The organism is Rasiella sp. SM2506 (assembly GCF_050859505.1).
In the GTDB taxonomy this organism is placed as follows: domain Bacteria; phylum Bacteroidota; class Bacteroidia; order Flavobacteriales; family Flavobacteriaceae; genus Marinirhabdus.
Map to the genome: position 1 here is coordinate 3,211,821 of NZ_CP193934.1, position 22,141 is coordinate 3,233,961.

Below are 22,141 nucleotides of genomic sequence, written 5' to 3' on the forward strand. Positions count from 1 at the left end.
CTTATGCTTATTTAAAAATAGACGTGAGCAACTCTTTAAACAAATCGGCTGGCGTCATATTTGCCGCTCCTACTCCTTTGCTTTTCATATCTATTTCACGAATACTCGCTATAATGCCACTTACCTCTTTCATAGAATAATTACGGGCAGCTGTTTGGTAATCCTTGATAAAATAAGGACTTACACCCAGCATTTTGGGAGCTTCGGCTTTATTGGTAATGGCGTGGTATTTTAGCAATTTTGAAAAGAAACTGTACAACAACGCCACCGTCATTACTATGGGATGATTTTTTGGATTTTGCGCAAAGTACTGCACAATGGCAAATGCCTTTTTTACATTCTTGGCACCAATAGCGTTTTGCAATTCAAAATTATTGAAGTCTTTACTTATGCCAATATTCTGCTCTACTACTTCGGGGGTGATTTGCTGCTCTGGTTTTACAATAAGCTGTAATTTCTCCAACTCATTATTTACTTTCCCTAAATCGTTTCCTAAAAATTCGGTAAGCATTTGAGCGGCCTTTGGTGTAATCGAGTAGCCTTTACCAGATACTACCCGTACAATCCAATCTGGCACCTGATTTTCATACAATTTTTTGCTTTCAAAAACAACAGCCTTCTCCTTTTTTAGCACTTTAGCAAGCTTTTTTCGAGCATCGAGCTTTTTGTATTTATAGCAAAAAACTAAAACCGTGGTAGGTTGTGGATTTTCGGCATAAGAAACCAAATTCTCAATAGTGCGTGATAAATCCTGAGCTTCTTTTACAATTACTACCTGGCGTTCGGCCATCATGGGGTAGCGTTTTGCGTTGCTTACCACTTCCTCAATGGTTACATCTCTTCCGTAGAGTACCATTTGGTTAAAACCTTTTTCTTCTTCGGAAAGCACCGTCTGCTCAATATAATTGGAGATTCCATCAATATAATAAGCTTCCTCACCCATTAAAAAATAGATAGGTGCTAGGTTTCCCTTTTTAATATCGTTAATAATGGCTTTGGCTTTTTCTAGAGGCATAAATTATTCTGAAATTTTCTTCTGAAGTGATCTGGTTTTATACTTTTACAGTCATGCAACTATTACAGTTTCCGAAGTATCACTTCCGCTTCAAAAGTAACGAAAACAAACGTCTGATTTTTGATGAAATCCGAAAAAAATTCGTCGTTCTCACTCCCGAAGAATGGGTGCGCCAACATGTGGTGCAGTATTTAATTGTAGAAAAGAACTATCCCAAATCTCATATTAACGTAGAAAAACAATTACTTCTAAACGGTACCAAGAAACGCTACGATGCCGTGGTCTTTAATACCGATGGAACTATTCACCTAATTGTAGAATGTAAAGCACCTTCTATAAAAATTACACAGGATACATTTGATCAGATTGCACGGTATAATTTAGTGACAGACGCCACCTATTTAATGGTCACCAACGGACTACAACACTACTACTGCCAGCTCGATTATGAAGAAGAACGGTACGAGTTTATGAGAGACTTACCAGAATGTAAGACATAAAAAAACGCTCCCAAATCGAGAGCGTTTCTATGCATCTAAAAGGGCAAATTACATGGCACCCCATTCTTTCAAACTCTTTGTATTTAAAGCAATATAATCTTCATTTTTAGCAGTTTTAGCTAATTCTAAAGACTTTTTAGCAGCATTGATAGCTCCTTTTTTATCTCCTGCTTTCGCATAGATTAAAGATTGTTGTCTGTGCATCCAGAATGCTGGTTCTTCTCGCATATCAATAGCCTTGTCTATCCAAGTTTTTGCTTTGTTAATATCCTGACCAGACTCTAAGTAATATACAGCAGACTGGTAATAATCATTTGCTGAAGGTCCGGCCATAACCTGATCAATATTTGCTGAAACCATTTTTTCTGTCATAAATGTAATAGGCAAAGCAACATAGCTTTTTTCCCACATCATCCCTAAGTTAGCAGAATTGTTTGTTAAATCGTCAAACGACATGGTAAACGTTTCAATATTCATTGGCATGGGATATACTTGAGCTTTTACGGTCGCTGCTACTTTACTAGCATCCCAATTTTGAGGAACTCCAGAGCCATTACTGTCTGTATATAACATAACGTCCCAGTTTTGTGGGCCTGGTTTTGTATAAATAGCATAGCTTCCTGCTTTCACTTCTTTTCCACCAATCATTACATCATTACCAAAGGTTATTTTGGTTTTGGCATTGGCACCTGTACGCCACACTGCGTCATAAGGAACCAAATCGCCAAAAATAGTACGTCCTCTCATAGACGGTCTTGAGTATTCTACGGTAACATCGGTAAGTCCTACAGTTTGCTCAATTTTTTGAGATGGACTTGGTGCAGGCGTTTTAAGTTGTGCATTTACAGCTACTGTAGTGGCAACAGCAAATACGAAAAGGAATATTTTTTTCATGATACTAGTTTGTTTTTTTATGGTTTATGCGAAGTTACGATGCAGGTATTTTAAAACAGTTAACAAAACCTTAAAAAGCTATTATATAAGCTGTTTATTTATACCCATTTAATATGAATAATGAACAAACTATCAGGACCTTATCTCCTTTTTTAGTTGTAATATGCTATACGTTTTAGAAAAGTGAAGATCATTACTGTAAATTGATAAATATCTGTTAATCTTTTAATTGCCTATTGACTCGTACTATTTTTCTGACGTATTTTTACTAAAAAGAAAATTATGGTACGCCTACTAAAAAAATTGTTTGGATTTACCCGCACTACAAAATCAAAAGTAAATGCAGATTTATATCGTTTATTGCGAATGAATCGACGTATGATTTCGCCACGCAAGTAAGTTTTAAACTTCGATCTAAAATCCTTTGGAAGTATCCTTCAAGATAGCTTCAAAGGATTTTTTTGTTTTTAAAAAACTAATACGTTTTCATCCTTTTTATAAATTTCTGAATTTCCCTTTTAGAATTGTATCCATATCCTTTGAGTATTTTTTGAGTATTTTATGCAAGGCAATTAATTGCTGGCAGTTGAATTGAAACAGATTGTTTAACCAAAATAAAAGCACTATCTATAAAGTGCACCGAATACGATACTGTTAATTTTTGTTTAATCTTAATGATATTCTTTTAAACAAAATGTATTTTTAACCAAATAAAAAAAACGTTGAAAATTTATACACTTCATTCCAAGCAAAACCTCCCTATTTCAAAAAACGAAGCGTGGGAATTTCTATCCAATCCAAAAAACCTAAAAGTAATAACACCAGACTATATGGGTTTTCACATACTCTCAGGTGCAGAGAAACCTATGTTTGCTGGCCAGATTATTCAGTATATAGTAACACCCGTACTGGGAATTAAAACAAAATGGGTCACAGAAATTACCCACGTTAACAACAACGATTACTTTGTGGACGAACAACGCTTTGGTCCCTACGCACTATGGCATCACAAACACTTTATTAAAGAAATTGAAGGTGGCGTAGCAATGGAAGATATTATAGATTACAAGGTTCCTTTTGGCTGGTTGGGACAGTTAGTACACCCTATTCTTGTAAAACCGAAACTAGACGAAATCTTCAACTACAGAAAAAAGAAGTTAATCGAACTCTTTGGAGAAATCTAAAACTAAAGTTATGAAAAATATACTCCTAATTGGCGGCTCTTACGGAATTGGCCTGGAAATAGCCAAGCAAATGAGCGAAACATCCCACGTGATCATTGCCTCCAGAACCGAACAAAATATCCCATCCAACATAAAACACATCACTTTTGATGTGTCCAAAGATGATATTTCTAAATTAGAATTACCAGACACTCTCGATGGATTTGTATATTGTCCTGGTAGTATGAATCTGAAACCGTTTAAAATGTTATCGACAGAAGCATTTCAGAAAGACATGGATATTAATTTTATGGCCTTGGTTAAAACAGTGCACGGCATCTTGCCCCAATTGAAAAAGGCCGAACAAGCCAGTTTGGTATTTTTTAGCACCGTAGCGGTTAAGGTAGGAATGCCTTTTCATACCAGCGTGGCTGCTGCAAAAGGTGCTATTGAAGGATTTGCAAAAGCATTAGCAGCAGAATATGCTCCCAGCTTCCGGGTAAATGTTATTGCTCCTTCGTTAACCGATACGCCATTGGCAGGAAAATTATTGAACAATGACGAGAAGAAAGACAAAATGGGAGATCGTCATCCGCTAAAACGTGTGGGTACAGAAACAGATATCGCTAACGCAGCCATCTTTCTACTCTCCGAAAAATCCTCTTGGATGACGGGACAAGTAGTGGGTGTAGACGGTGGCATCTCTACATTAAATAGTAATTAAATGGCTGAAAAAGTAAATATATTTTGGTTTAGACGCGACCTTCGGTTAGATGATAATATAGGTTTTTATAAGTCTCTACAGGGAAAATATCCCGTGGTACCCATCTTTATATTCGATGAAAATATTTTAAATGAACTGCCCGAAGACGATGCCCGGGTAAATTTTATTTTTGATGAACTCCAAAACATGAGAAATGAATTACAAAAAAATGGATCTAGCCTTGCCGTGTATCACGGCACACCAAAAACTATATTTAAAGCACTAATTTCAGAATTCAATATTCAAAATGTGATTACAAATCACGATTATGAACCCTATGCAAAAGATAGAGACTCGGAAATTTCAAAAATTCTGGAACATAAGGAAATTGGGTTTTTTAGTTTTAAAGATCAAGTGATTTTTGAAAAAAACGAAATCGTAAAAGAAGATGGCGACCCCTATGTAGTATATACTCCCTATATGAAAAAGTGGAAAGCTACATTTCGTGAAGACAAACACCTAAAAATTTATGACACCTCACAAGTGATGAACAACCTTGTCCAACACTCAAGATTACCCAATTTAAATATATCGGATATTGGCTTTAAACCTTCAAAAATTAAAGTTCCTAAGCATGACGTTACACCAACTACAATTCAGCAATATGAGAAAACTAGAAATTTTCCAGCTCAGGAAGGAACTTCAAGAGTAGGTCCACACCTTCGGTTTGGAACCGTAAGTGTTCGTAGCATGGTAAAAAAAGCAATTGCCGAAAAAAACGAAGTCTTTTGGCAAGAATTAATCTGGCGTGAGTTCTTTATGCAAATTTTATGGCATTTTCCGGAAACAGTAGACCATGCATTCAGAAAAAAATACGATCGAGTTCCGTGGCGAAAATCAAACGCAGACTTTGAAAAGTGGAAAGAAGGCAAAACAGGATATCCTTTGGTAGATGCAGGAATGCGGCAGTTAAACAAAACAGGCTATATGCACAACCGAGTACGGATGGTAGTGGCAAGTTTTTTATGTAAACATTTACTTATAGATTGGCGTTGGGGTGAGGCATATTTTGCTGAAAAGTTACTGGATTATGAATTATCCAGTAATGTAGGTAATTGGCAATGGGCAGCTGGAAGTGGTGTAGATGCCGCGCCGTATTTCAGGATATTTAATCCCACTACTCAAATAGAAAAGTTTGATAAAAACCAAACCTATATTAAAGAATGGATTCAAGAATTTGAAACCGATGACTATCCAGAAAAAATGGTAGCGCATAAACAAGCAAGAGAACGGGCTTTAGAAACTTATAAAAAAGCTATAAATTAACATTTAATTATAAAATTATTCTTTATTTATGTTTTTTATCGATTATTTGTATATATTTATCGATAATATACGGCTTTGCCCTCAAAATTTAGCCTATGCAGTCTTACGAAAACGAATTCACCAATGGTGAAATCACAGTTACCTACGAACCAAAAAAATGCATTCATGCAGATACGTGTGCCAAAGGACTTTCCGATGTTTTTAGGACAACGGTAATTCCATGGATAGATTTGGAAGCTGCGGCAACCGAAAAAGTGATATCTCAAATTAAAAAATGTCCGTCGGGAGCACTTTCCTTTTGCTACAATTCTAAAAGGGTACTTGTTAAATAAATGGTAATGTATCCATATTTTTGGGAGGTTTAATACAATTTTTCTACTCTTGCGGTGTTATTCAATTCATAACAAACCCAACAAAAACTCTAATGAAAAAAATTATAGTAACAGTTATAGCCGTATTCTTGTGCATTTCCCTAAGCAATGCCCAGGATACTACGCAGGAAAAACTTCCTAATACTATTGAAAACCAATTTGTAGACGTAGTAGATGGTTCCAACAGCTATCAAGAATTTAAGGTGATTAAAAAGACCGAAATAAATAAATTACGCGCCAATATCTTGGACACTATTGGTAAATTTGACGGTAAAATATCTGGATTAAACTCTGAAATAGATAGCCAGAAAAATGAAATTGCTTCCCTTACTCAAAATTTAAATAAAACCGAAGAGGATTTAGCACTGAGCCAGAAAAAAGAAAATGGCATTGAAATTTTAGGGCTTCTTACTCAAAAAGCAACGTATAATACCATTATGTGGTCCATCATTGGAATTCTAATTGTAGCCTTAGCCTTTTTTGTCTACAAGTTTAAAAGTAGTCATTCGGTAACCCGGGAAGCACAATTAAAATTGGCCGAAACCGAAATAGAATTTGAGAAACATCGCCAAATACGTATTGAAGAACAACAAAATTTACGTCGTAAATTACAGGACGAGATTAATAAAAACAGGAAGTTACAAGGATAGTTTCAGTACCAGTTTAAAAGTTTAAGGCACGAATTACACCAAATAAAAAAGCGTTCAACTTCTAAGTTGAACGCTTTTTTTATACTTTACTACTATGGCTAATCAATTCTCGTAATTCTAGCCCCAATAGCTCGCAAACGCTCGTCAATATTTTCGTACCCACGATCTATTTGCTCAATGTTATGTATAATACTCGTTCCTTTTGCTGAAAGTGCAGCAATTAATAGGGAAATTCCAGCTCTAATATCTGGAGATACCATGGTAGTAGCTTTCAATTGCGATTCGAAATTGTGCCCCATTACGGTGGCACGATGTGGATCGCATAAAATAATTCGAGCTCCCATGTCAATTAGCTTATCCACAAAGAACAAACGGCTTTCAAACATTTTTTGGTGTATCAATACATTTCCTTTGGCTTGTGTACATACTACCAACACAATACTTAACAAATCTGGTGTAAAACCAGGCCAAGGTGCATCTGCAACCGTTAGCGTAGAGCCATCTATATAGCCTTGAATTTCGTATCCGTTATCGTGGGCAGGAATAAAAATGTCGTCGCCTTTCTTTTCTAAAGTAATTCCTAATTTTCTGAATGTATCTGGAATTAATCCTAAATTTTTCCAACTTACATCTTTTATAGTAATTTCACTCTTCGTCATCGCAGCCAGACCTATCCAACTCCCAATTTCAATCATATCTGGCAAAATACGGTGATGACAACCTCCTAATCTTTTCACACCTTCAATAGTCAACAAGTTGGAGCCCACACCAGAGATCTTTGCTCCCATGGAGTTCAACATTTTACATAATTGCTGTAAATAAGGTTCACAAGCAGCGTTGTAAATTGTGGTGGTACCTTTCGCAAATACGGCTGCCAGGACAATATTAGCTGTTCCTGTAACCGAAGCTTGGTCTAGCAACATATCGGTACCTGTAAGTCCGTCTGCTGCTTCCACACCGTAAAAACGTTCTTCGCGATTGTACCTGAAAGTAGCACCTAGTTTTATAAATCCTTCAAAGTGAGTATCTAATCTACGTCTTCCTATTTTATCACCTCCTGGTCTAGGAATATATCCTTTTCCAAAACGCCCTAATAAAGGACCTACAATCATGATAGATCCCCGTAGCGAGCTTCCTTCACTTTTAAACAATTCAGATTCTAAATACTCCAGTTTTAAATCGTCTGAAATAAAAGAGAATTTTCCTTTGCCTATTTTCTGAATTTTCACACCCAGATTTCCTAAGATTTCAATCAATTTGTTGACATCCCGAATATCTGGAATATTTTCAATGACTACTTCTTCAGGAGTTGCTAATACGGCACAGAGAATTTGGAGCGCTTCATTTTTGGCTCCCTGCGGACGGATTTCACCTTTTAATTTGTGGCCGCCTTCAATTTGAAAAGTTCCCATAAAATACTAGAGGAGATTAGTAGCGCTTACGGCCACGATTGTTGTTGTTGTTGTTGTTGTTACTTTTGTAATTTTTCTTGTTGCTAGAGTTACTAGTGCTGTTGGTATTAAAGCGTTTCTTGCTCTTTAATAACTTTTGAGCATCGCGTAAATCTTCATCGCTATTTTTCAAGTTAATTTTACCATCAGAAAGTTCGTAGAGATGTTTAAAGATTACATCGTCTTCTACGGTGTCTTTGTTCCAGTTAAGGAAACATTTCTTCATGTGGTTTGCGATGGTTAGTAACAATCCATCTTTTTTATCACCTTCTTCCCAACTTATGGCAACATCTATCATACGCTTAATATTGTTTCCGTAGAAACGATATTTGGGATAGTTTTGCGGATAAGGTAATGGCTCTGGTCGGGCGTATAACTCTTCTGGTGTAGGGATATCGTAGGGTGACTCTACATCCAACTGAAATTTGGAAATGATAAATAATTGATCCCAGATCATATGCTGAAAGTCTGGCACATCACGTAAATGAGGGTTTAAATTCCCCATCACCGCAATAATACTCTTAGCTTGCTTGTTTCTTTTTATGGGGTCTTCTTCGGCAACAGCCTGATCTACCATTTTCTGAATATGGCGACCATATTCAGGTATAATAAGATGCGGGCGCTCCGTATTGTATTCTATAGCTTCTATCAAAATAGTATGTTTAGGAAATGTAATCTAGTTGAAGTGATAATGTCTGCAAAATACTAAAAATTATAGCGATATCACACCTTCTACCTCCGAAACTTGCAAATATTTCTCAATAACAGCATCTGGAGACTCCATGGTTACTTTAATAGATACGCTGGTGTAGGTTCCTTTTGAAGAATCACGGGTTTGTATTTCGGCTCCTGTACGGTCAAAAATAGCTTCAATTTCGGCAATTTTTTCGTTGCTTGCCGGAACAATAAATTTATATAAATAAGGTGCTGGCCACTCCGTATCGCCTTCTAACTGCTCGCGTAAACGGTTGTAAAATTCTTCAGATTTCTTATCGGTACTCATACAATTTCGTTTTTAACAAAGATACGGTTTCTTGTAACAAGTAATTATAGCGGTCTTTGTACTTTTGAATGCTTAAAATTATTGATGGAAACTAATAAAGCGTCAGTGCAACGGTCTCAATTTTTATCGAGATGTATGAGACTCTTTTTTTTCGATATTTGAATACTTCTCAATACAATTTCAATTGAAAGTACTTGAAGTGAAGAAAGATACCTATCGAAAATAAGTTTCATCAAATAAAAAGTTTTTAGTTCATTTTTACTGAAATTTCACATGAATTCTACTGCCACAATACCCAAAAGAATTGCCATTATTGGCGGCCCAGGAACGGGTAAAAGCACCTTAATATCCTCTCTGGAAGCGGATGGCTACGCGTGTATGCGCGAAATTTCCAGAGATATCATTCTGGAAGCTCAAAAAGAAGGAGTTGAACAATTATTTTTAACCAACCCTATCTTATTCAGCCAAAAATTACTGGAAGGTAGATTACAACAATTTCTTGATGCTGAGAGGTATGAAACCAACTATCTATTTTATGACCGCGGTCTGCCAGATGTACCCATCTATATGGATTATCTAGGAACTGAGTATCCAGATTATTTTACTGAAACCTGCCACAAAAACAAATATGAAACTGTATTTTTATTAACACCGTGGGAGCAAATTTATCAGCAAGACAACGAGCGTTACGAGAGTTTTGAAATAGCCACAAAACTTTATACCTATTTAAAAGAAGGCTACGAGAATTTCGGCTACAAAACTATTGAAATACCCATTGGCACGGTTGAAGATCGTAAAAAATTTATTTTAAACACCTTACAAAAAATTACTTGACCGAACCTCTTCAAATACTCGAGAAATACTGGGGATTTACTTCTTTTAGACCGCTACAGGAAGAAATCATCCAATCGGTTATGGACGGACAGGACACGGTGGCACTGTTGCCAACGAGCGGTGGAAAATCTATTTGCTTTCAAGTACCCGCACTTGCCAAAGATGGTATTTGCATCGTGGTTTCTCCCCTGGTCGCGTTAATGGCAGACCAGGTTAATGCCTTAAAAGATAAAGGCATTAAAGCCCTACAGATTTCTGGCGGAATTTCTTACCAGGATTTAGAAGCGTTACTCGATAATGCGAAGTATGGAAACTTTAAATTTTTATACCTCTCGCCCGAACGTTTACAGCAGGAACTGGTACAAAATGCCATCAAACAAATGCCCGTAAACCTTATCGCTGTAGATGAAGCACATTGTATCTCACAATGGGGAAACGACTTTAGGCCTGCGTATAAAAACATCACCATCTTACGGGAAATACACCCTTTGGTTCCTGCTATTGCGCTTACTGCCACAGCTACTCCCAAAGTGCTGGCAGACACTATTAGTGAACTAAAATTAGAGCTTCCTAACATCTTTCAGGCTTCTTTTGCAAGAGAAAACATTAGCTACCAGGTTTTTAAAATTGAAGACAAGCTCTATCGCATTCAGCAATTATTAAAAAACGGTTCTGGCAAATCCATTATCTATGTGCGGAGTAGAAATTCCTGTGTGGAAATTAGCAACCAGCTAAATTCTTTAGGGATTGCGAGTACATTTTATCACGGAGGGATTTCTTCAGAAGGAAAAACGGAACGAATGCATTCCTGGCAACATGGAACCACGCCGAACATAGTTGCCACCAACGCCTTTGGAATGGGAATTGACGAACCAGATGTTCGTTTGGTGGTTCACGTACAATTGCCAGATAGTTTAGAGGCTTATTTTCAGGAAGCCGGTCGCGCAGGAAGGGATGGAAAAATGGCAAAAGCACTTATTTTATGGAGCGATTATGACAAGCAGTTGGTGCATCGCCAATTCGTGGCCTCCTACCCTACTACAAAAGATGTAAAATACATCTATAAAAAGCTGAATAATTATTTTCAGGTTCCTTATGGCGAAGGTGAATTTACATCCTATCCCTTCAATTTTTCCGACTTCTGTAAAACGTATGAGCTTAGCACATTGTTAGCTTTTAACAGCTTACAAATTCTTGACAGACTAGGAGTTTTGCAGCTTTCTAAAAGCTTTGGCAGAAAATCTATCGTTCATTTTGTGGCCTCTTCCAACGTGGTGCTGGAGTATTTTAAGAAGGATATGCTGGCTTCCGTAATTGGAAAAACTATTTTACGATTGTACGGTGGTGTTTTTGAAACGGCTACCAGTATAAATTTACAGTATGTTGCCACCAAATCTGGACAAAACATTACCACCATTATTAAAGTACTCGAACAAATGGAACGAGATGCGTTGCTTACCCTTCAACTTCAGGTAACCGATGCCGTTTTAACATTTAGTATTCCTAGGGAAGATGAAAAAACGATCAATCCGTTAAGCAAAGAAATTGCCCTTCAGAAAGAAAAAAAGGAATCGCAAGTAAAAGCCGTGTTAGATTATATTGACAATGACACCACGTGCAGAAGCCTTCAATTGGTTCGGTATTTTGGGGAAGAAAATGCTACAAAGTGTGGTATTTGTTCCGTTTGCAAATCTGAATTTCAGAAAATTTCAGCAGAAGAAAGAAAATTACTTTCAGAAAAAATATTGTTGCTTTTGGAAGAAACACCACAAAGCTCGCGCGAACTTTCAGAAAAACTTACTTTTGCAGAAACCGAAATCGTCGCTACACTTCGCCTTTTATTGGATAGTAAAAAAGTAAGTTTGGGAGTTCGGAACAGGTATCATTTAAAATAAAACGTACGGTGTCTGGTTGAGCGCAGTCGAAACCTTCATTAATACATACCAATTATAAATAGTTCTCGGCTGCGCTCGAACGGACCCTCGATAAAAACGAAATGAAAGACTTAAAAATTGTATTTATGGGCACGCCAGACTTTGCGGTGGGTGTGTTGCAGCATCTGGTTGAAAACGATAAAAATATAGTAGCCGTTATTACGGCGCCAGACAGACCTGCGGGTCGTGGACGAAAGCTACAAGCTTCGGCCGTTAAACAGTATGCCGAAAGTAAACAAATACCAGTTTTACAACCTACCAATCTTAAGAATGAAGATTTTTTAACCGAGTTACAATCGTTTGATGCCAATCTTCAAATTGTGGTCGCTTTTAGAATGTTGCCAAAAGTAGTATGGCAATTGCCAGAATATGGAACTTTTAATCTGCACGCTTCTTTACTTCCCGAATATCGTGGTGCGGCACCTATAAACTGGGCACTTATAAATGGGGAGAAAAAAACAGGGGTAACTACTTTTTTTATAGATGAAAAAATTGACACAGGAGAAATCATCTTTAAAGAAGAAGTTACCATTGCCCAAAGAGAAACCGTAGGAACGCTTCACGATAGGTTAATGGACTTAGGAAGCCAACTTGTTGTAAAGACGGTAAACGCGATTGCAGATGAAACCATAGCCACCACCCCGCAACCCAAAACCGAAACATTTACAGAAGCGCCAAAACTAACACCCGAGAATACAAAAATTGATTGGTCGAAATCTGTAGCGCAAATTGATGCTTTGGTTCGTGGCCTTTCCCCCTATCCTGTTGCTTGGTGCTATGTAGAGCAAGAGGACGAACAATTCAAGATAAAACTATATACAACTGAAATTGAACACGTCCAACCCATAGAAAGTATTGGTACGATTATAACTACTAAAAAGACACTAAAAGTTGCGTGTAAAAATGGCTACCTATATATAAAGGAGCTGCAGCTTCCTGGTAAGCGAAAAATGGATTCGGCATCACTTTTAAATGGATTTTCGTTTCAAAATGGGGCAAAGCTCACGTAAGCCCCGCCCTTGCTCAACTTGTTAATTTGAGCTTAAAATAGGGTTTGGTTATCAACAAACCGTCGAAGTTATCAACAAATACGCCAATTTAGCCCGTCATTCCTTGCGTGAATGGATAATCCGTTTAAATTTGTAAAGCAATTTAATAAATGTTTAACCGACAACTTAATTTAATAACTAAACTATGAACAAATCAGATTTAATCGATGGAATGGCAGCAGATGCCGGAATTACAAAAGCAGCAGCAAAAAAAGCATTAGAGTCTTTTTTAGGTAATGTTGAAAAATCACTTAAAAAAGGAAACCGTGTTTCTCTAGTAGGATTCGGATCTTGGTCAGTATCTAGAAGAGCTGCAAGAGACGGAAGAAACCCACAAACAGGGAAAACTATTAAAATTGCTGCTAAAAATGTAGTAAAGTTTAAAGCTGGATCTGACCTATCTAGTGCTGTGAACTAGTTACGAACTGTCGTAATAAAAATTTATCCCGCTCAAAAAGCGGGATTTTTTTTGCATTAAATTTGTTTAGAGTTAAATTTAATTGTTTTTTAACTAATTAATGTTTAGATTTAATTAAATAAACTAACTGAAATGATAAGTTTAAAACCGACAAAAGGCGTTCTTCTCGTAGCAGAACCTTCCATTATTGGCGATGTTTCTTTTAATCGCTCTGTAGTCCTTTTAGCTGAATACAACGATGAAGGATCGGTAGGTTTTATCTTGAACAAACCCCTAGAATATACGCTTAAGGATTTTATTCCCGAAATTAAAAGCGAACTCACAGTATACAATGGTGGGCCCGTAGAACAGGACAATTTATATTTTATTCATAAAATTCCGGATCTGGTTCCTGGCAGTATTGAAATATCCAATGGTATTTATTGGGGTGGCGATTTTGCCGCTATTGCAGATATGCTGAAAAATAATGAGCTAAAAGAAGATCAAATTAGATTCTTTTTGGGCTATTCTGGCTGGGAACATGAACAATTGGAGCAAGAACTAGAATTGAATAGCTGGGTGGTGACGCCCAACGAGTATGAAAATAACATTATTGGAAAATCCTATTTCGATTTTTGGAAGGAAAAAATGATTGAATTTGGTGGTGATTACCTTATTTGGTCCAACGCTCCAGAAAACCCAAACTACAACTAGAATAAGTTTTAACCCAATCTGGCCTTTACATTTAGTTTTTGTAACAGTTCTTTAGCCACAGTATTCCCATATTCTTTTTTACGGTATTTGGTAACGGGTTGTATTCCAATAATTGTATTGGTTATAAAAATTTCGTCTGCTTTCTGTAATTCAAAAGGTGAAACCGATGTTTCTTCAAGTATATAATCCGGTACTTGTCCCAAAATTTTAATAATTTGCTTGCGTAAAATCCCGTTTAAACAGCCATCTGTTGTAGGAGGTGTTTTTATTTTATAGCCGTTTACCAAAAAAATATTTCCATTAAGAGCTTCTACGACTTGTTTCTTTTCATTTAGCAAAAAACAGTTGGCATAGTCATTCTCTTTGGCATAAATGCTTCCCAATACGTTAATAATCCTGTTATTGGATTTTAAGGTAGAAAGTAAACCTGCTGTGACGTAGTGATCTTTAAAAAGTTCTACTTCGTATCTGTCGTCGTTACTGGTATAGAATGGCGTCGCCAGAACTTCGCCCGTAATTATAAAGGAAACATCTTTGGAGGTTGGGGTGTATTTCCCACCTTCGTTGCGCCATACCAATAATTTCACTCTATACGCATGTTTACTTTCTCCAACCGATTGTACTGTTTTTAAAATTTCAGATTCTAAAAATTCCGGGGTAAACGTCATGGGAATTTCCATACGCATAATACGCATAGATGCCATTAACCTAAAGTAATGATCTTCCCAAAAAAGGACTTTTCCAGCAGAAACACGAATAGTTTCAAAAACGGCATCGCCATAATTCAATCCACGATTAGCGAAAGAGATAGTAGTTTCGGTTGCTGAAAGTAAATGTCCGTTGTGATTTATCATAAAAAAGCCGTCCCTTTTGTGGGACGGCGCAAAGATATTATAAATCTTTCCCGATGGAAAGTTGTTTTGAAAAGGTTTAGGTAGATCCTAAGATTTGTTTTAATTCTGAAACCATGTTTTCCCATAGCATTTTACCTTCTTCTACCTCATCATCCTCGGCATAGTCTGTAATCATTAAGGAAACATCTTTGGTAATTTCGTCTACTTCTATACGAAGCTCGAAATAATAATCACTTCCTTCATCGACCATCCAACGGAATTTTATACGCTCATTGGTCTTTTTACCCAGAAGTTTGGCTTTTTCTTCACTGCCATCCCAGATAAAAGTAAAAAACTCACCACGAGAGTTTACGTTATCTGCATACCATTCACTCATTCCTGAAGGTGTAGATATATATTGATATAAAAGTGAGGGAGAAGCCTTAATTGGGAACTCCATTTCGTATTTAACTTTCTCTTCCATAGTGCTTGTTAGTTACCGCCCAATATATAGATTAATTTTAAAACTGAGTGGCTAAAATAAAATTTTTAAGGACAATTTTAAACTCTGTATTTTTCTGAAAGAGATTTAAAGATTAAAAATAAAAAATCCCTTCAGAATTTGAAGGGATTTGTAGCGAGAACGAGACTTGAACTCGTGACCTCCGGGTTATGAATCCGACGCTCTAACCACCTGAGCTACCTCGCCGTTTTTGCGGTGGCAAATATAGAAACAAATATTTCCTGATGCAAAGATAAAATTGGATTATTTAATTTTAGAAAATAACCTATCCATAGAAACAGTCTCTTGCTCTCCACTTTTCATATTTTTAAGGGTGTAACTCCCTTCTTTCATTTCACTTTCACCAGCCAATACTACAAACGGAATGTCCCGCTTATCTGCATAGCCCATTTGTTTGCCCATTTTTGCAGTATCTGGATACAATTCGGCACTTATGCCTGCTTCTCTTAACTTTAAAATAGCCTGCATGGCGTACAGTGCTTCTTTTTCGCCAAAGTTGATAAACAATACTTTGGTCGTTACCGTAACCGTTTCCGGAAACAAATTGAGTTCTTCCAATACTAAATAAATCCTGTCTAGCCCAAAAGAAATCCCAACACCACTCATATCTTTCATCCCAAAGATTCCTGTGAGGTCGTCGTAACGGCCTCCGCCACCAACACTTCCCATATCCACCCCTTGTGGCGCAGCCACCTCAAAAATGGCGCCTGTGTAGTAATTGAGGCCGCGAGCCAGGGTTACGTCTATCTCCAACGTAGCTGCTGAAAGTTGAAGCGTTTCCAAAGCGTTGACAATAAATTCTAATTCTGAAATTCCTTCCTGTCCAATAGCTGAAACTGACAACAGATTCTTTAAGGTCGCTAACTTTTCCGAAGCATTCCCGGCTACCGAAAATAAGGGTTGCAATTTTTTAATTGCACTTTCATCAATGCCTTTTTCCAGCATTTCGGTTTTTACTTTTTCTTCGCCAATTTTGTCAAGTTTGTCTAAAGCAACGGTAAAATCGATGAGTTTATCTTCGGCACCTATCATTTCGGCAATACCACTTAAGATTTTGCGGTTATTCATTTTTATGGTGACACCATCCAATTTCAGTTTGCTGAAAACGGTATCATACAATTGTACCAGCTCTACTTCTTGCCACAAGGACGTACTCCCCACCACATCTGCATCACACTGAAAAAACTCTCTAAAGCGTCCTTTCTGTGGTCTGTCTGCTCTCCATACGGGTTGAATTTGATAGCGTTTAAACGGGAAGGTAATCTCGTTCTGGTGTTGTACTACGTAACGTGCAAAGGGTACGGTAAGATCGTAACGAAGTGCTTTTTCGGAGATTTTCGGAGTTATTTTCCCACTATCTTTTTCAGTATATAAATCGTCTGGAACTTTACTTAAAAAATCCCCACTATTCAATATTTTAAAAATCAATCGATCGCCTTCTTCTCCATACTTACCCATTAGGGTTTCGCTGTTTTCAAAACTTGGGGTTTCTATAGGCTGAAAGCCAAAAGTGTTGAATGCTCCCTTTATCGTGTCCATGATGTAGGTGCGACGGGTTACTTCAACAGGAGAAAAATCGCGGGTGCCTTTTGGGATGCTTGGTTTTTTCAAAATAAGTGGGGTTTGCCCTTCGTCTGCGCTCAGGGTGACAGTTAATTTCTGCAAATATCTTAAAATATGCTGTAACTTGTAACTTTATGGACGGTTAATAGTCTTATTACAAACCTTAGTTACCAACCTATGTTTTCACTCTTCCGAGAAAATATCCGTATTGCTTTAGATAGTATTAAAAGTCAGCTATTACGAACCATTCTTACCATCATCATTATTGGTATTGGTATTTGGGCGCTTGTTGGTATTTTAAGTGCTGTAAAGGCATTGGAAAATACTATTTCCAGCGATTTTGCTTCTATGGGAGCAAATACCTTCAATATTCAGCGGTATGAATTTACGGTAAACAGCAATCGAGGTGGCGAAAAGAAAAAAATTAATCCAATTATTAGTTACGATAATATCAGAGAGTTTGTGGACACCTATCAGTTTCCTTTTTCGCAGACCTCGGTGTCCTTTGTAGGGACCAACGCTGCCGAAGTAAAATTTGAAAGCGAAAAAACAGATCCGGAAGCACAAGTGTATGGCGTGAATGAAAATTATCTTGAAAACACTGGTACCAAAATTGAAAATGGACGGAATTTTACAATTTTTGATATTCAGAATAACGCCAAAGTTTGTATTCTGGGAGCAGATTTTACGAAAGGTCTTTTTAAAAACGACAATCCCATCAATAAAACCATCAGTATTCGTGGGGTGAAATTTAAGGTAATTGGTCTATTGGAATCCAAAGGAAGTACTTTTGGAAACAATCAAGACTTAAAGGTTCTTATCCCCATACAAGTAGCGCGGGGTCTTTATACCGCTCCAAATATTAATTACAACATTAGCATACGGGTAGACGATAAAGAAATGTTGCAGGGCGCGCAGGATGAAGCGATTGTGAAATTCAGAAATGTGCGTGGTCTAAGCCCTATTGAAGAAAACAACTTTGGGCTAGAGCGTAGTGACGACCTTATTAACCGTATTGGAAGCATAACAGGAGCGCTATCGATTGCTGCCTGGATTATTAGCATCATAACCATTTTAGGCTCCTCAATTGCTTTAATGAATATTATGTTGGTTTCTGTAACCGAACGTACCCGAGAGATTGGCGTGCGTAAAGCACTGGGTGCAAAGCGTAAAACTATTTCTACACAATTTTTTATGGAAACGATTGTAATTGGACAGCTAGGAAGTATTTTAGGTATTGTTTTAGGTCTTATTACTGGGTGGCTTTTTGCTTTTTTTACGGGGTTTGCTTTCAGTCTGCCCTGGGGTGCTTTGATTGGCGCTACCATAATTTCCTTTGTCACAGCGGTAATTGCTGGCTCTTATCCGGCATCTAAAGCGGCCAAGCTAGATCCTATTGAGAGTTTGAGGTATGAATAAAGCCACCTTCGTTGGAAATCCCAAAAACAATCAAATAACAAATCCCAAATTTTCTATTTTCTATTTTCAACAACTATCATTGAATTGTATAATTGATGTCTATTTCTTTAAAAAGTTTCTGACCAAAATCCGTATCTTTGCCCTCCAAAATTTTAGGAAATGATTTATAGATTTAGAGCCATTCTAGACACCAAAGAAGACGTTTTTAGAGATATTGAAATTGAAGCTTCCAGCACTATGGAAGACTTCCACAATGCTATTACACAAGCCTTTGGGTTTGCAGGACAGGAAATGGCATCGTTTTATGTGAGTAACGAAATTTGGGAACAAGGCGAAGAAATAGCGTTGTTCGATATGGGCGAAGATGGTGATTCTGTTCGCACTATGAGCGAAACAATCCTTGAAGATACCGTTTGGGCAGATCAGCCAAGGTTATTATATGTGTACGATTTCTTAAGTATGTGGACGTTTATGGTAGAATTGGCCGAAATTACAGACCCAGAACCTGGAATGCCCTATCCTAATTTAATGTTTTCCCACGGTGAAATTCCAGAGCAAGCCCCCGAAAAAGAATTTATTGCCGAAAAAATAGACGGGGAAGGCAATATTGACGACGATGACGACGATTTTGATCTAGACGCAGACGACTACGAGGATCTAGACTTTGACGAGAACTGGAACTAGTTTTAGTTCGCAGTATTTAGTAACAGAGACAGAGACAGAGACAGAGGCAGAGGCAGAGGCAAAATTAAAATAAGCCCAGTCCAAGAACTCCCTATTTTACCAATTCACAAATTAACTAGTTAACAAACCCACCAACTCAACAATGATAAACCTATATAATACACATATTGCATCACTTTCTATTCACCGCGTGGGTAACAAAAGCCGCAATGAAAGCATTTTACTTTCGGCGTCTCCGTATGAAATGGATGATGAATTAACGCCCTTGCTTAAAGAATTTTTCCTGAAACCATTTCGGGATAAGGAAGAAAATTATTTCAACTTTCAGAATGAAACAGATCTTGAATTTCACGAATTATTCAACTTAGTTTCTGAAGCTTTTGCAGATCCAGACACCATTCACGAGCAAAGCAAAAAGATAACTCAGTATTTGTTTGACCAGTCTATGCACCCACATATTAAAAGCGGTGAGGTGTATATTACCTATATGGAAAACCTTCAGTTGGATAATGAAAAGGTAAATGCCATAGGTATTTTTAAATCGGAGTTAAAGCAGGATTTCCTTCAGTTTCGTGAAGGTGAAAGCCAGTTAGACGCTGTACTACAAGAAGGTGTTAGCCTCAATAAACTGGATAAGGGCGCTATTATCTTTGATGTTAAAAAAGAAGAGGGGTATAAAATACTTTCCGTAGATAGTAACCGGTATGATGCGCGGTATTGGCTAGAAAGTTTCTTAGGTGTTGAAGCCTTGGCCGACGATAATTTTTACACAAAAAAGTATTTAAAATTTTGTCAAAACTTTGCTAAAGACGTTGTACTTCCTGCGGAAGACAAAAAACAAGAGGTGTTGTTTATGAACCGTGCAGTGAATCACTTCGCTAAAAACGACAATTTTGAAGAGAGCTCGTTTATGAATGAAGTTCTGGACAATCCAGACCTCATCCCAGAATTCAGACATTACAAAAGTGAAAAAGCTCCAAAATACAATATTGAAGATATTACAACCTTCCCAATTGCCAACACGGCAGTAACGGCCGCACGTAAAAAGATAAAGAACGTTATTAATTTAGACACAAATATTCAGATTAAACTGGATTTTATAAATCCTGAAAGTGCCGAAAAATTCGTAGAAAAAGGCTGGGACGAGGAAAAACAGATGTATTATTATTTGGTGTATTTTAATAAAGAAGAAAAGAGCTAACGTTCTAAAATTTTAAAGCTATAATCACAAAATCCAAATCACAAAAAGTCCTCTTTAGCGGGTTTTGGGGTCTGGATTTTTTTTAGTTTGTAACAAATCTACAACCTGTTCGTCATATTCATAGCTAATCTCCAAAACCCAATCCATTGGAAACAATTCTCACGATAAACAATCTCACCAAAAAGTTTGGTCCCATTACCGCTGTAAACGATCTCTCTTTCAGTATTGAAAAAGGAAACGTCTACGGTATTTTAGGCCCTAACGGAAGTGGAAAATCTACCACCTTAGGCATTGTCTTAAATGTAGTAAACAAAACCAGTGGCGATTATAGCTGGTTTAATGGAACACATTCTACTCACGAAGCCTTAAGAAAAGTAGGTGCCATTATTGAGCGACCTAACTTTTACCCGTATATGACGGCAGCCCAAAATCTGGAACTCGTTTGTAAGATTAAAGGTGTGGATCCTTCAAAAATTGATGAAAAGTTGGAAGTAGTAGAATTACACGAGCGAAAGCACAGTAAATTCAGTACGTTTTCTTTGGGGATGAAACAACGCTTGGCGATTGCTTCGGCATTACTAAACGATCCTGAAATCTTAATTCTTGATGAGCCTACCAATGGCTTAGATCCGCAGGGAATTCATCAAATTAGAGGGATTATCAAGGAAATTGCCAGCAAAGGAACCACTATTTTATTGGCTTCGCACTTACTGGATGAAGTTGAAAAAGTATGTACTCACGTTGTAATCTTACGCAAAGGTGTAAGCCTCTACAGCGGCAGTGTAGAAGGAATGAACGCCAGCCACGGTTTCTTTGTAGTAGGTGCTGCTAACAAACAACAATTGCAAGCAGAATTAGCTAGCAACCCAGCTTTTGGTGCTGTTAAAGAAGAAGGCGAAACACTTATTGCGTATTTGAATGCACCTATGGATGCTTCAGTATTTAACCAGCAAATGCACGCCAAAGGGATTATACTTTCACACTTAGTGAAACGTAAAGAAAGCCTTGAAGAACAATTCCTAGAAATTACCAAAAATCTCAACTAACCGCCATGCTACGATTACTCTCTATAGAATTACAAAAATTAAAATACAACCGTGCTGCCAAGGTAATATCTATTATTTACTTTGTGCTCATCACCTTTATTGCACTCATCGCTTCCATAGAATTTAATATTGGAAGTGTAAATTTCAGAGTGGCAGATCAAGGGATTTTCAACTTTCCTTTTGTCTGGCATTTCAACACTTATATGGCAGCCATCTTAAAGATTTTCTTTGCCATCGTTATTGTTTCCATGATGAGTAACGAATATAGTTACCGAACCTTAAAACAAAATTTAATCGATGGGTTGAGTAAGAGAGAATTTGTATTGTCAAAGTTTCTCACTGTTATTGGTTTTGCCATTGTTTCCACACTATTTGTGTTTATAGTTTCGCTTATTTTAGGGCTTAGTTTTTCAGATTACAAAGAAGTAAGCATCATTTTTAGTGATATGGAATATCTTCTGGCGTACTTCATAAAACTGGTTGGCTTTTTTGCTTTCTGTCTTTTCTTGGGCGTTTGGGTAAAACGCTCCGCCTTTGCTATTGGATTTCTAGTAGTCTGGTGGATTGCTGAAAGTATTATCTACGGTTTACTAAAATGGCAGTTTTTTAAAGGAACAGATATTGCCGAGAACATTTCGCAATTCTTCCCGCTCTCCGCTATGAGTAACCTTATTAAAGAACCTTTTACACGTTTGGGAGGTGTGCAATCTGCCGCAAACCAATTGGGCGAAGAATTTACTAAAAACTATGATGTACAACTAGTACCTGTCATCATTGTTTGTGCCTGGACGTTCCTATTTGTGTATTGGAGTTACGCGCTTTTAAAACGTCGCGACTTATAAATTAGAAGAACCTGTAAGCGCTGCTG

General features: G+C 37.3%; 24 protein-coding genes and 1 tRNA gene. 16 read left to right on the forward strand and 9 right to left on the reverse strand.

The annotated features are described in order from the left end of the window. Nucleotides 1–7: 7 nt before the first annotated feature. Nucleotides 8–1,015, reverse strand: a complete 1,008-nt coding sequence (holA, locus tag ACQ2HF_RS14430; RefSeq protein WP_432411124.1) for a DNA polymerase III subunit delta — start codon at nucleotides 1,013–1,015, stop codon at nucleotides 8–10. Between the two features lie 53 nt (nucleotides 1,016–1,068). Here holA and ACQ2HF_RS14435 point away from each other — a divergent pair, with 53 nt between their 5' ends. Beyond that, nucleotides 1,069–1,515: a type I restriction enzyme HsdR N-terminal domain-containing protein gene (locus ACQ2HF_RS14435; RefSeq protein WP_432411125.1), complete on the forward strand. Its 447-nt coding sequence runs from the start codon at nucleotides 1,069–1,071 to the stop codon at nucleotides 1,513–1,515. A 48-nt stretch (nucleotides 1,516–1,563) separates the two neighbouring features. On the opposite strand, the gene ACQ2HF_RS14440 is transcribed toward ACQ2HF_RS14435, so the two are convergent. After that, on the reverse strand, nucleotides 1,564–2,409 hold the full coding sequence (locus ACQ2HF_RS14440; protein ID WP_432411126.1) for a DUF2911 domain-containing protein: 846 nt from the start codon (nucleotides 2,407–2,409) through the stop codon (nucleotides 1,564–1,566). A 722-nt stretch (nucleotides 2,410–3,131) separates the two neighbouring features. Here ACQ2HF_RS14440 and ACQ2HF_RS14445 point away from each other — a divergent pair. From ACQ2HF_RS14445 to ACQ2HF_RS14465, 5 genes are all read left to right on the forward strand, one after another. Beyond that, nucleotides 3,132–3,593 (forward strand): SRPBCC family protein, encoded by a 462-nt coding sequence (locus tag ACQ2HF_RS14445; protein ID WP_432411127.1) that lies wholly within the window; start codon nucleotides 3,132–3,134, stop codon nucleotides 3,591–3,593. A 10-nt stretch (nucleotides 3,594–3,603) separates the two neighbouring features. Continuing rightward, nucleotides 3,604–4,296: an SDR family NAD(P)-dependent oxidoreductase gene (locus ACQ2HF_RS14450; protein WP_432411128.1), complete on the forward strand. Its 693-nt coding sequence runs from the start codon at nucleotides 3,604–3,606 to the stop codon at nucleotides 4,294–4,296. Then, nucleotides 4,297–5,601: a cryptochrome/photolyase family protein gene (locus ACQ2HF_RS14455; RefSeq protein WP_432411129.1), complete on the forward strand. Its 1,305-nt coding sequence runs from the start codon at nucleotides 4,297–4,299 to the stop codon at nucleotides 5,599–5,601. 95 nt (nucleotides 5,602–5,696) lie between these two features. Continuing rightward, nucleotides 5,697–5,933, forward strand: a complete 237-nt coding sequence (locus ACQ2HF_RS14460) for a (4Fe-4S)-binding protein (protein WP_432411130.1) — start codon at nucleotides 5,697–5,699, stop codon at nucleotides 5,931–5,933. Nucleotides 5,934–6,025: 92 nt separating this feature from the next. After that, nucleotides 6,026–6,622 (forward strand): hypothetical protein, encoded by a 597-nt coding sequence (locus tag ACQ2HF_RS14465; RefSeq protein ID WP_432411131.1) that lies wholly within the window; start codon nucleotides 6,026–6,028, stop codon nucleotides 6,620–6,622. Between the two features lie 98 nt (nucleotides 6,623–6,720). On the opposite strand, the gene murA is transcribed toward ACQ2HF_RS14465, so the two are convergent. Genes murA through ACQ2HF_RS14480 form a run of 3 tightly spaced genes read right to left on the reverse strand, consistent with a single transcriptional unit; the run spans nucleotide 6,721 to nucleotide 9,076 of the window. Continuing rightward, entirely contained in the window at nucleotides 6,721–8,034 is a 1,314-nt protein-coding gene (gene murA, locus ACQ2HF_RS14470) for a UDP-N-acetylglucosamine 1-carboxyvinyltransferase (protein ID WP_432411132.1), read from the reverse strand. Between the two features lie 16 nt (nucleotides 8,035–8,050). Next, nucleotides 8,051–8,725, reverse strand: coding sequence for a DUF4290 domain-containing protein (locus tag ACQ2HF_RS14475; protein WP_432411133.1), 675 nt, complete (start codon nucleotides 8,723–8,725; stop codon nucleotides 8,051–8,053). 60 nt (nucleotides 8,726–8,785) lie between these two features. Beyond that, entirely contained in the window at nucleotides 8,786–9,076 is a 291-nt protein-coding gene (locus ACQ2HF_RS14480; RefSeq protein WP_432411134.1) for a DUF493 family protein, read from the reverse strand. Between the two features lie 273 nt (nucleotides 9,077–9,349). Here ACQ2HF_RS14480 and ACQ2HF_RS14485 point away from each other — a divergent pair, with 273 nt between their 5' ends. The 5 genes from ACQ2HF_RS14485 (at nucleotide 9,350) to ACQ2HF_RS14505 (ending at nucleotide 14,004) form a co-directional block, all read left to right on the forward strand. Further along, nucleotides 9,350–9,910 (forward strand): AAA family ATPase, encoded by a 561-nt coding sequence (locus ACQ2HF_RS14485; protein ID WP_432411135.1) that lies wholly within the window; start codon nucleotides 9,350–9,352, stop codon nucleotides 9,908–9,910. Next, nucleotides 9,907–11,805, forward strand: a complete 1,899-nt coding sequence (locus ACQ2HF_RS14490) for a RecQ family ATP-dependent DNA helicase (protein ID WP_432411136.1) — start codon at nucleotides 9,907–9,909, stop codon at nucleotides 11,803–11,805. The genes ACQ2HF_RS14485 and ACQ2HF_RS14490 overlap by 4 nt, the downstream gene beginning before the upstream one ends. 101 nt (nucleotides 11,806–11,906) lie before the next feature. Continuing rightward, nucleotides 11,907–12,854 (forward strand): methionyl-tRNA formyltransferase, encoded by a 948-nt coding sequence (gene fmt, locus ACQ2HF_RS14495; protein WP_432411137.1) that lies wholly within the window; start codon nucleotides 11,907–11,909, stop codon nucleotides 12,852–12,854. 184 nt (nucleotides 12,855–13,038) lie between these two features. Continuing rightward, nucleotides 13,039–13,311: an HU family DNA-binding protein gene (locus ACQ2HF_RS14500; protein ID WP_432411138.1), complete on the forward strand. Its 273-nt coding sequence runs from the start codon at nucleotides 13,039–13,041 to the stop codon at nucleotides 13,309–13,311. 132 nt (nucleotides 13,312–13,443) lie between these two features. Then, nucleotides 13,444–14,004 carry a YqgE/AlgH family protein gene (locus ACQ2HF_RS14505; RefSeq protein WP_432411139.1) on the forward strand — a complete coding sequence of 187 codons (561 nt, stop codon included), beginning with the start codon at nucleotides 13,444–13,446 and terminating at the stop codon, nucleotides 14,002–14,004. Between the two features lie 8 nt (nucleotides 14,005–14,012). Here the strand turns inward: ACQ2HF_RS14505 and ACQ2HF_RS14510 are convergent, their stop codons facing one another. From ACQ2HF_RS14510 to hisS, 4 genes are all read right to left on the reverse strand, one after another. Next, entirely contained in the window at nucleotides 14,013–14,858 is an 846-nt protein-coding gene (locus ACQ2HF_RS14510; protein ID WP_432411140.1) for an aminotransferase class IV, read from the reverse strand. Between the two features lie 76 nt (nucleotides 14,859–14,934). Beyond that, nucleotides 14,935–15,321 (reverse strand): START-like domain-containing protein, encoded by a 387-nt coding sequence (locus tag ACQ2HF_RS14515; RefSeq protein ID WP_432411141.1) that lies wholly within the window; start codon nucleotides 15,319–15,321, stop codon nucleotides 14,935–14,937. 151 nt (nucleotides 15,322–15,472) lie between these two features. Continuing rightward, nucleotides 15,473–15,546, reverse strand: a tRNA-Met gene (locus ACQ2HF_RS14520). A gap of 57 nt (nucleotides 15,547–15,603) precedes the next feature. After that, complete coding sequence (hisS, locus tag ACQ2HF_RS14525; RefSeq protein ID WP_432413104.1) at nucleotides 15,604–16,974, reverse strand: histidine--tRNA ligase; 1,371 nt, start codon at nucleotides 16,972–16,974, stop codon at nucleotides 15,604–15,606. A gap of 126 nt (nucleotides 16,975–17,100) precedes the next feature. Here hisS and ACQ2HF_RS14530 point away from each other — a divergent pair, with 126 nt between their 5' ends. The 5 genes from ACQ2HF_RS14530 to ACQ2HF_RS14550 all read left to right on the forward strand — a co-directional run bounded on the left by ACQ2HF_RS14530 (nucleotide 17,101) and on the right by ACQ2HF_RS14550 (nucleotide 22,115). Then, nucleotides 17,101–18,342: an ABC transporter permease gene (locus tag ACQ2HF_RS14530; RefSeq protein ID WP_432411142.1), complete on the forward strand. Its 1,242-nt coding sequence runs from the start codon at nucleotides 17,101–17,103 to the stop codon at nucleotides 18,340–18,342. Nucleotides 18,343–18,501: 159 nt separating this feature from the next. Then, nucleotides 18,502–19,026, forward strand: coding sequence for an IS1096 element passenger TnpR family protein (locus ACQ2HF_RS14535; RefSeq protein WP_432411143.1), 525 nt, complete (start codon nucleotides 18,502–18,504; stop codon nucleotides 19,024–19,026). A 142-nt stretch (nucleotides 19,027–19,168) separates the two neighbouring features. Continuing rightward, nucleotides 19,169–20,227 carry a nucleoid-associated protein gene (locus tag ACQ2HF_RS14540; protein ID WP_432411144.1) on the forward strand — a complete coding sequence of 353 codons (1,059 nt, stop codon included), beginning with the start codon at nucleotides 19,169–19,171 and terminating at the stop codon, nucleotides 20,225–20,227. A 146-nt stretch (nucleotides 20,228–20,373) separates the two neighbouring features. Then, entirely contained in the window at nucleotides 20,374–21,273 is a 900-nt protein-coding gene (locus tag ACQ2HF_RS14545; RefSeq protein WP_432411145.1) for an ABC transporter ATP-binding protein, read from the forward strand. 5 nt (nucleotides 21,274–21,278) lie between these two features. Beyond that, on the forward strand, nucleotides 21,279–22,115 hold the full coding sequence (locus tag ACQ2HF_RS14550; RefSeq protein WP_432411146.1) for an ABC transporter permease: 837 nt from the start codon (nucleotides 21,279–21,281) through the stop codon (nucleotides 22,113–22,115). Nucleotides 22,116–22,141 lie beyond the last annotated feature (26 nt).

Coding starts and splice junctions, on each gene's coding strand:
- holA (WP_432411124.1), bottom strand. CDS start 1,015: ATGCCTCTAGAAAAAGCCAAAGCCATTATTAACGATATTAAAAAGGGA.
- ACQ2HF_RS14435 (WP_432411125.1), top strand. CDS start 1,069: ATGCAACTATTACAGTTTCCGAAGTATCACTTCCGCTTCAAAAGTAAC.
- ACQ2HF_RS14440 (WP_432411126.1), bottom strand. CDS start 2,409: ATGAAAAAAATATTCCTTTTCGTATTTGCTGTTGCCACTACAGTAGCT.
- ACQ2HF_RS14450 (WP_432411128.1), top strand. CDS start 3,604: ATGAAAAATATACTCCTAATTGGCGGCTCTTACGGAATTGGCCTGGAA.
- ACQ2HF_RS14455 (WP_432411129.1), top strand. CDS start 4,297: ATGGCTGAAAAAGTAAATATATTTTGGTTTAGACGCGACCTTCGGTTA.
- ACQ2HF_RS14460 (WP_432411130.1), top strand. CDS start 5,697: ATGCAGTCTTACGAAAACGAATTCACCAATGGTGAAATCACAGTTACC.
- ACQ2HF_RS14465 (WP_432411131.1), top strand. CDS start 6,026: ATGAAAAAAATTATAGTAACAGTTATAGCCGTATTCTTGTGCATTTCC.
- murA (WP_432411132.1), bottom strand. CDS start 8,034: ATGGGAACTTTTCAAATTGAAGGCGGCCACAAATTAAAAGGTGAAATC.
- ACQ2HF_RS14480 (WP_432411134.1), bottom strand. CDS start 9,076: ATGAGTACCGATAAGAAATCTGAAGAATTTTACAACCGTTTACGCGAG.
- ACQ2HF_RS14485 (WP_432411135.1), top strand. CDS start 9,350: ATGAATTCTACTGCCACAATACCCAAAAGAATTGCCATTATTGGCGGC.
- fmt (WP_432411137.1), top strand. CDS start 11,907: ATGAAAGACTTAAAAATTGTATTTATGGGCACGCCAGACTTTGCGGTG.
- ACQ2HF_RS14500 (WP_432411138.1), top strand. CDS start 13,039: ATGAACAAATCAGATTTAATCGATGGAATGGCAGCAGATGCCGGAATT.
- ACQ2HF_RS14505 (WP_432411139.1), top strand. CDS start 13,444: ATGATAAGTTTAAAACCGACAAAAGGCGTTCTTCTCGTAGCAGAACCT.
- ACQ2HF_RS14510 (WP_432411140.1), bottom strand. CDS start 14,858: ATGATAAATCACAACGGACATTTACTTTCAGCAACCGAAACTACTATC.
- ACQ2HF_RS14515 (WP_432411141.1), bottom strand. CDS start 15,321: ATGGAAGAGAAAGTTAAATACGAAATGGAGTTCCCAATTAAGGCTTCT.
- ACQ2HF_RS14530 (WP_432411142.1), top strand. CDS start 17,101: ATGTTTTCACTCTTCCGAGAAAATATCCGTATTGCTTTAGATAGTATT.
- ACQ2HF_RS14535 (WP_432411143.1), top strand. CDS start 18,502: ATGATTTATAGATTTAGAGCCATTCTAGACACCAAAGAAGACGTTTTT.
- ACQ2HF_RS14540 (WP_432411144.1), top strand. CDS start 19,169: ATGATAAACCTATATAATACACATATTGCATCACTTTCTATTCACCGC.
- ACQ2HF_RS14550 (WP_432411146.1), top strand. CDS start 21,279: ATGCTACGATTACTCTCTATAGAATTACAAAAATTAAAATACAACCGT.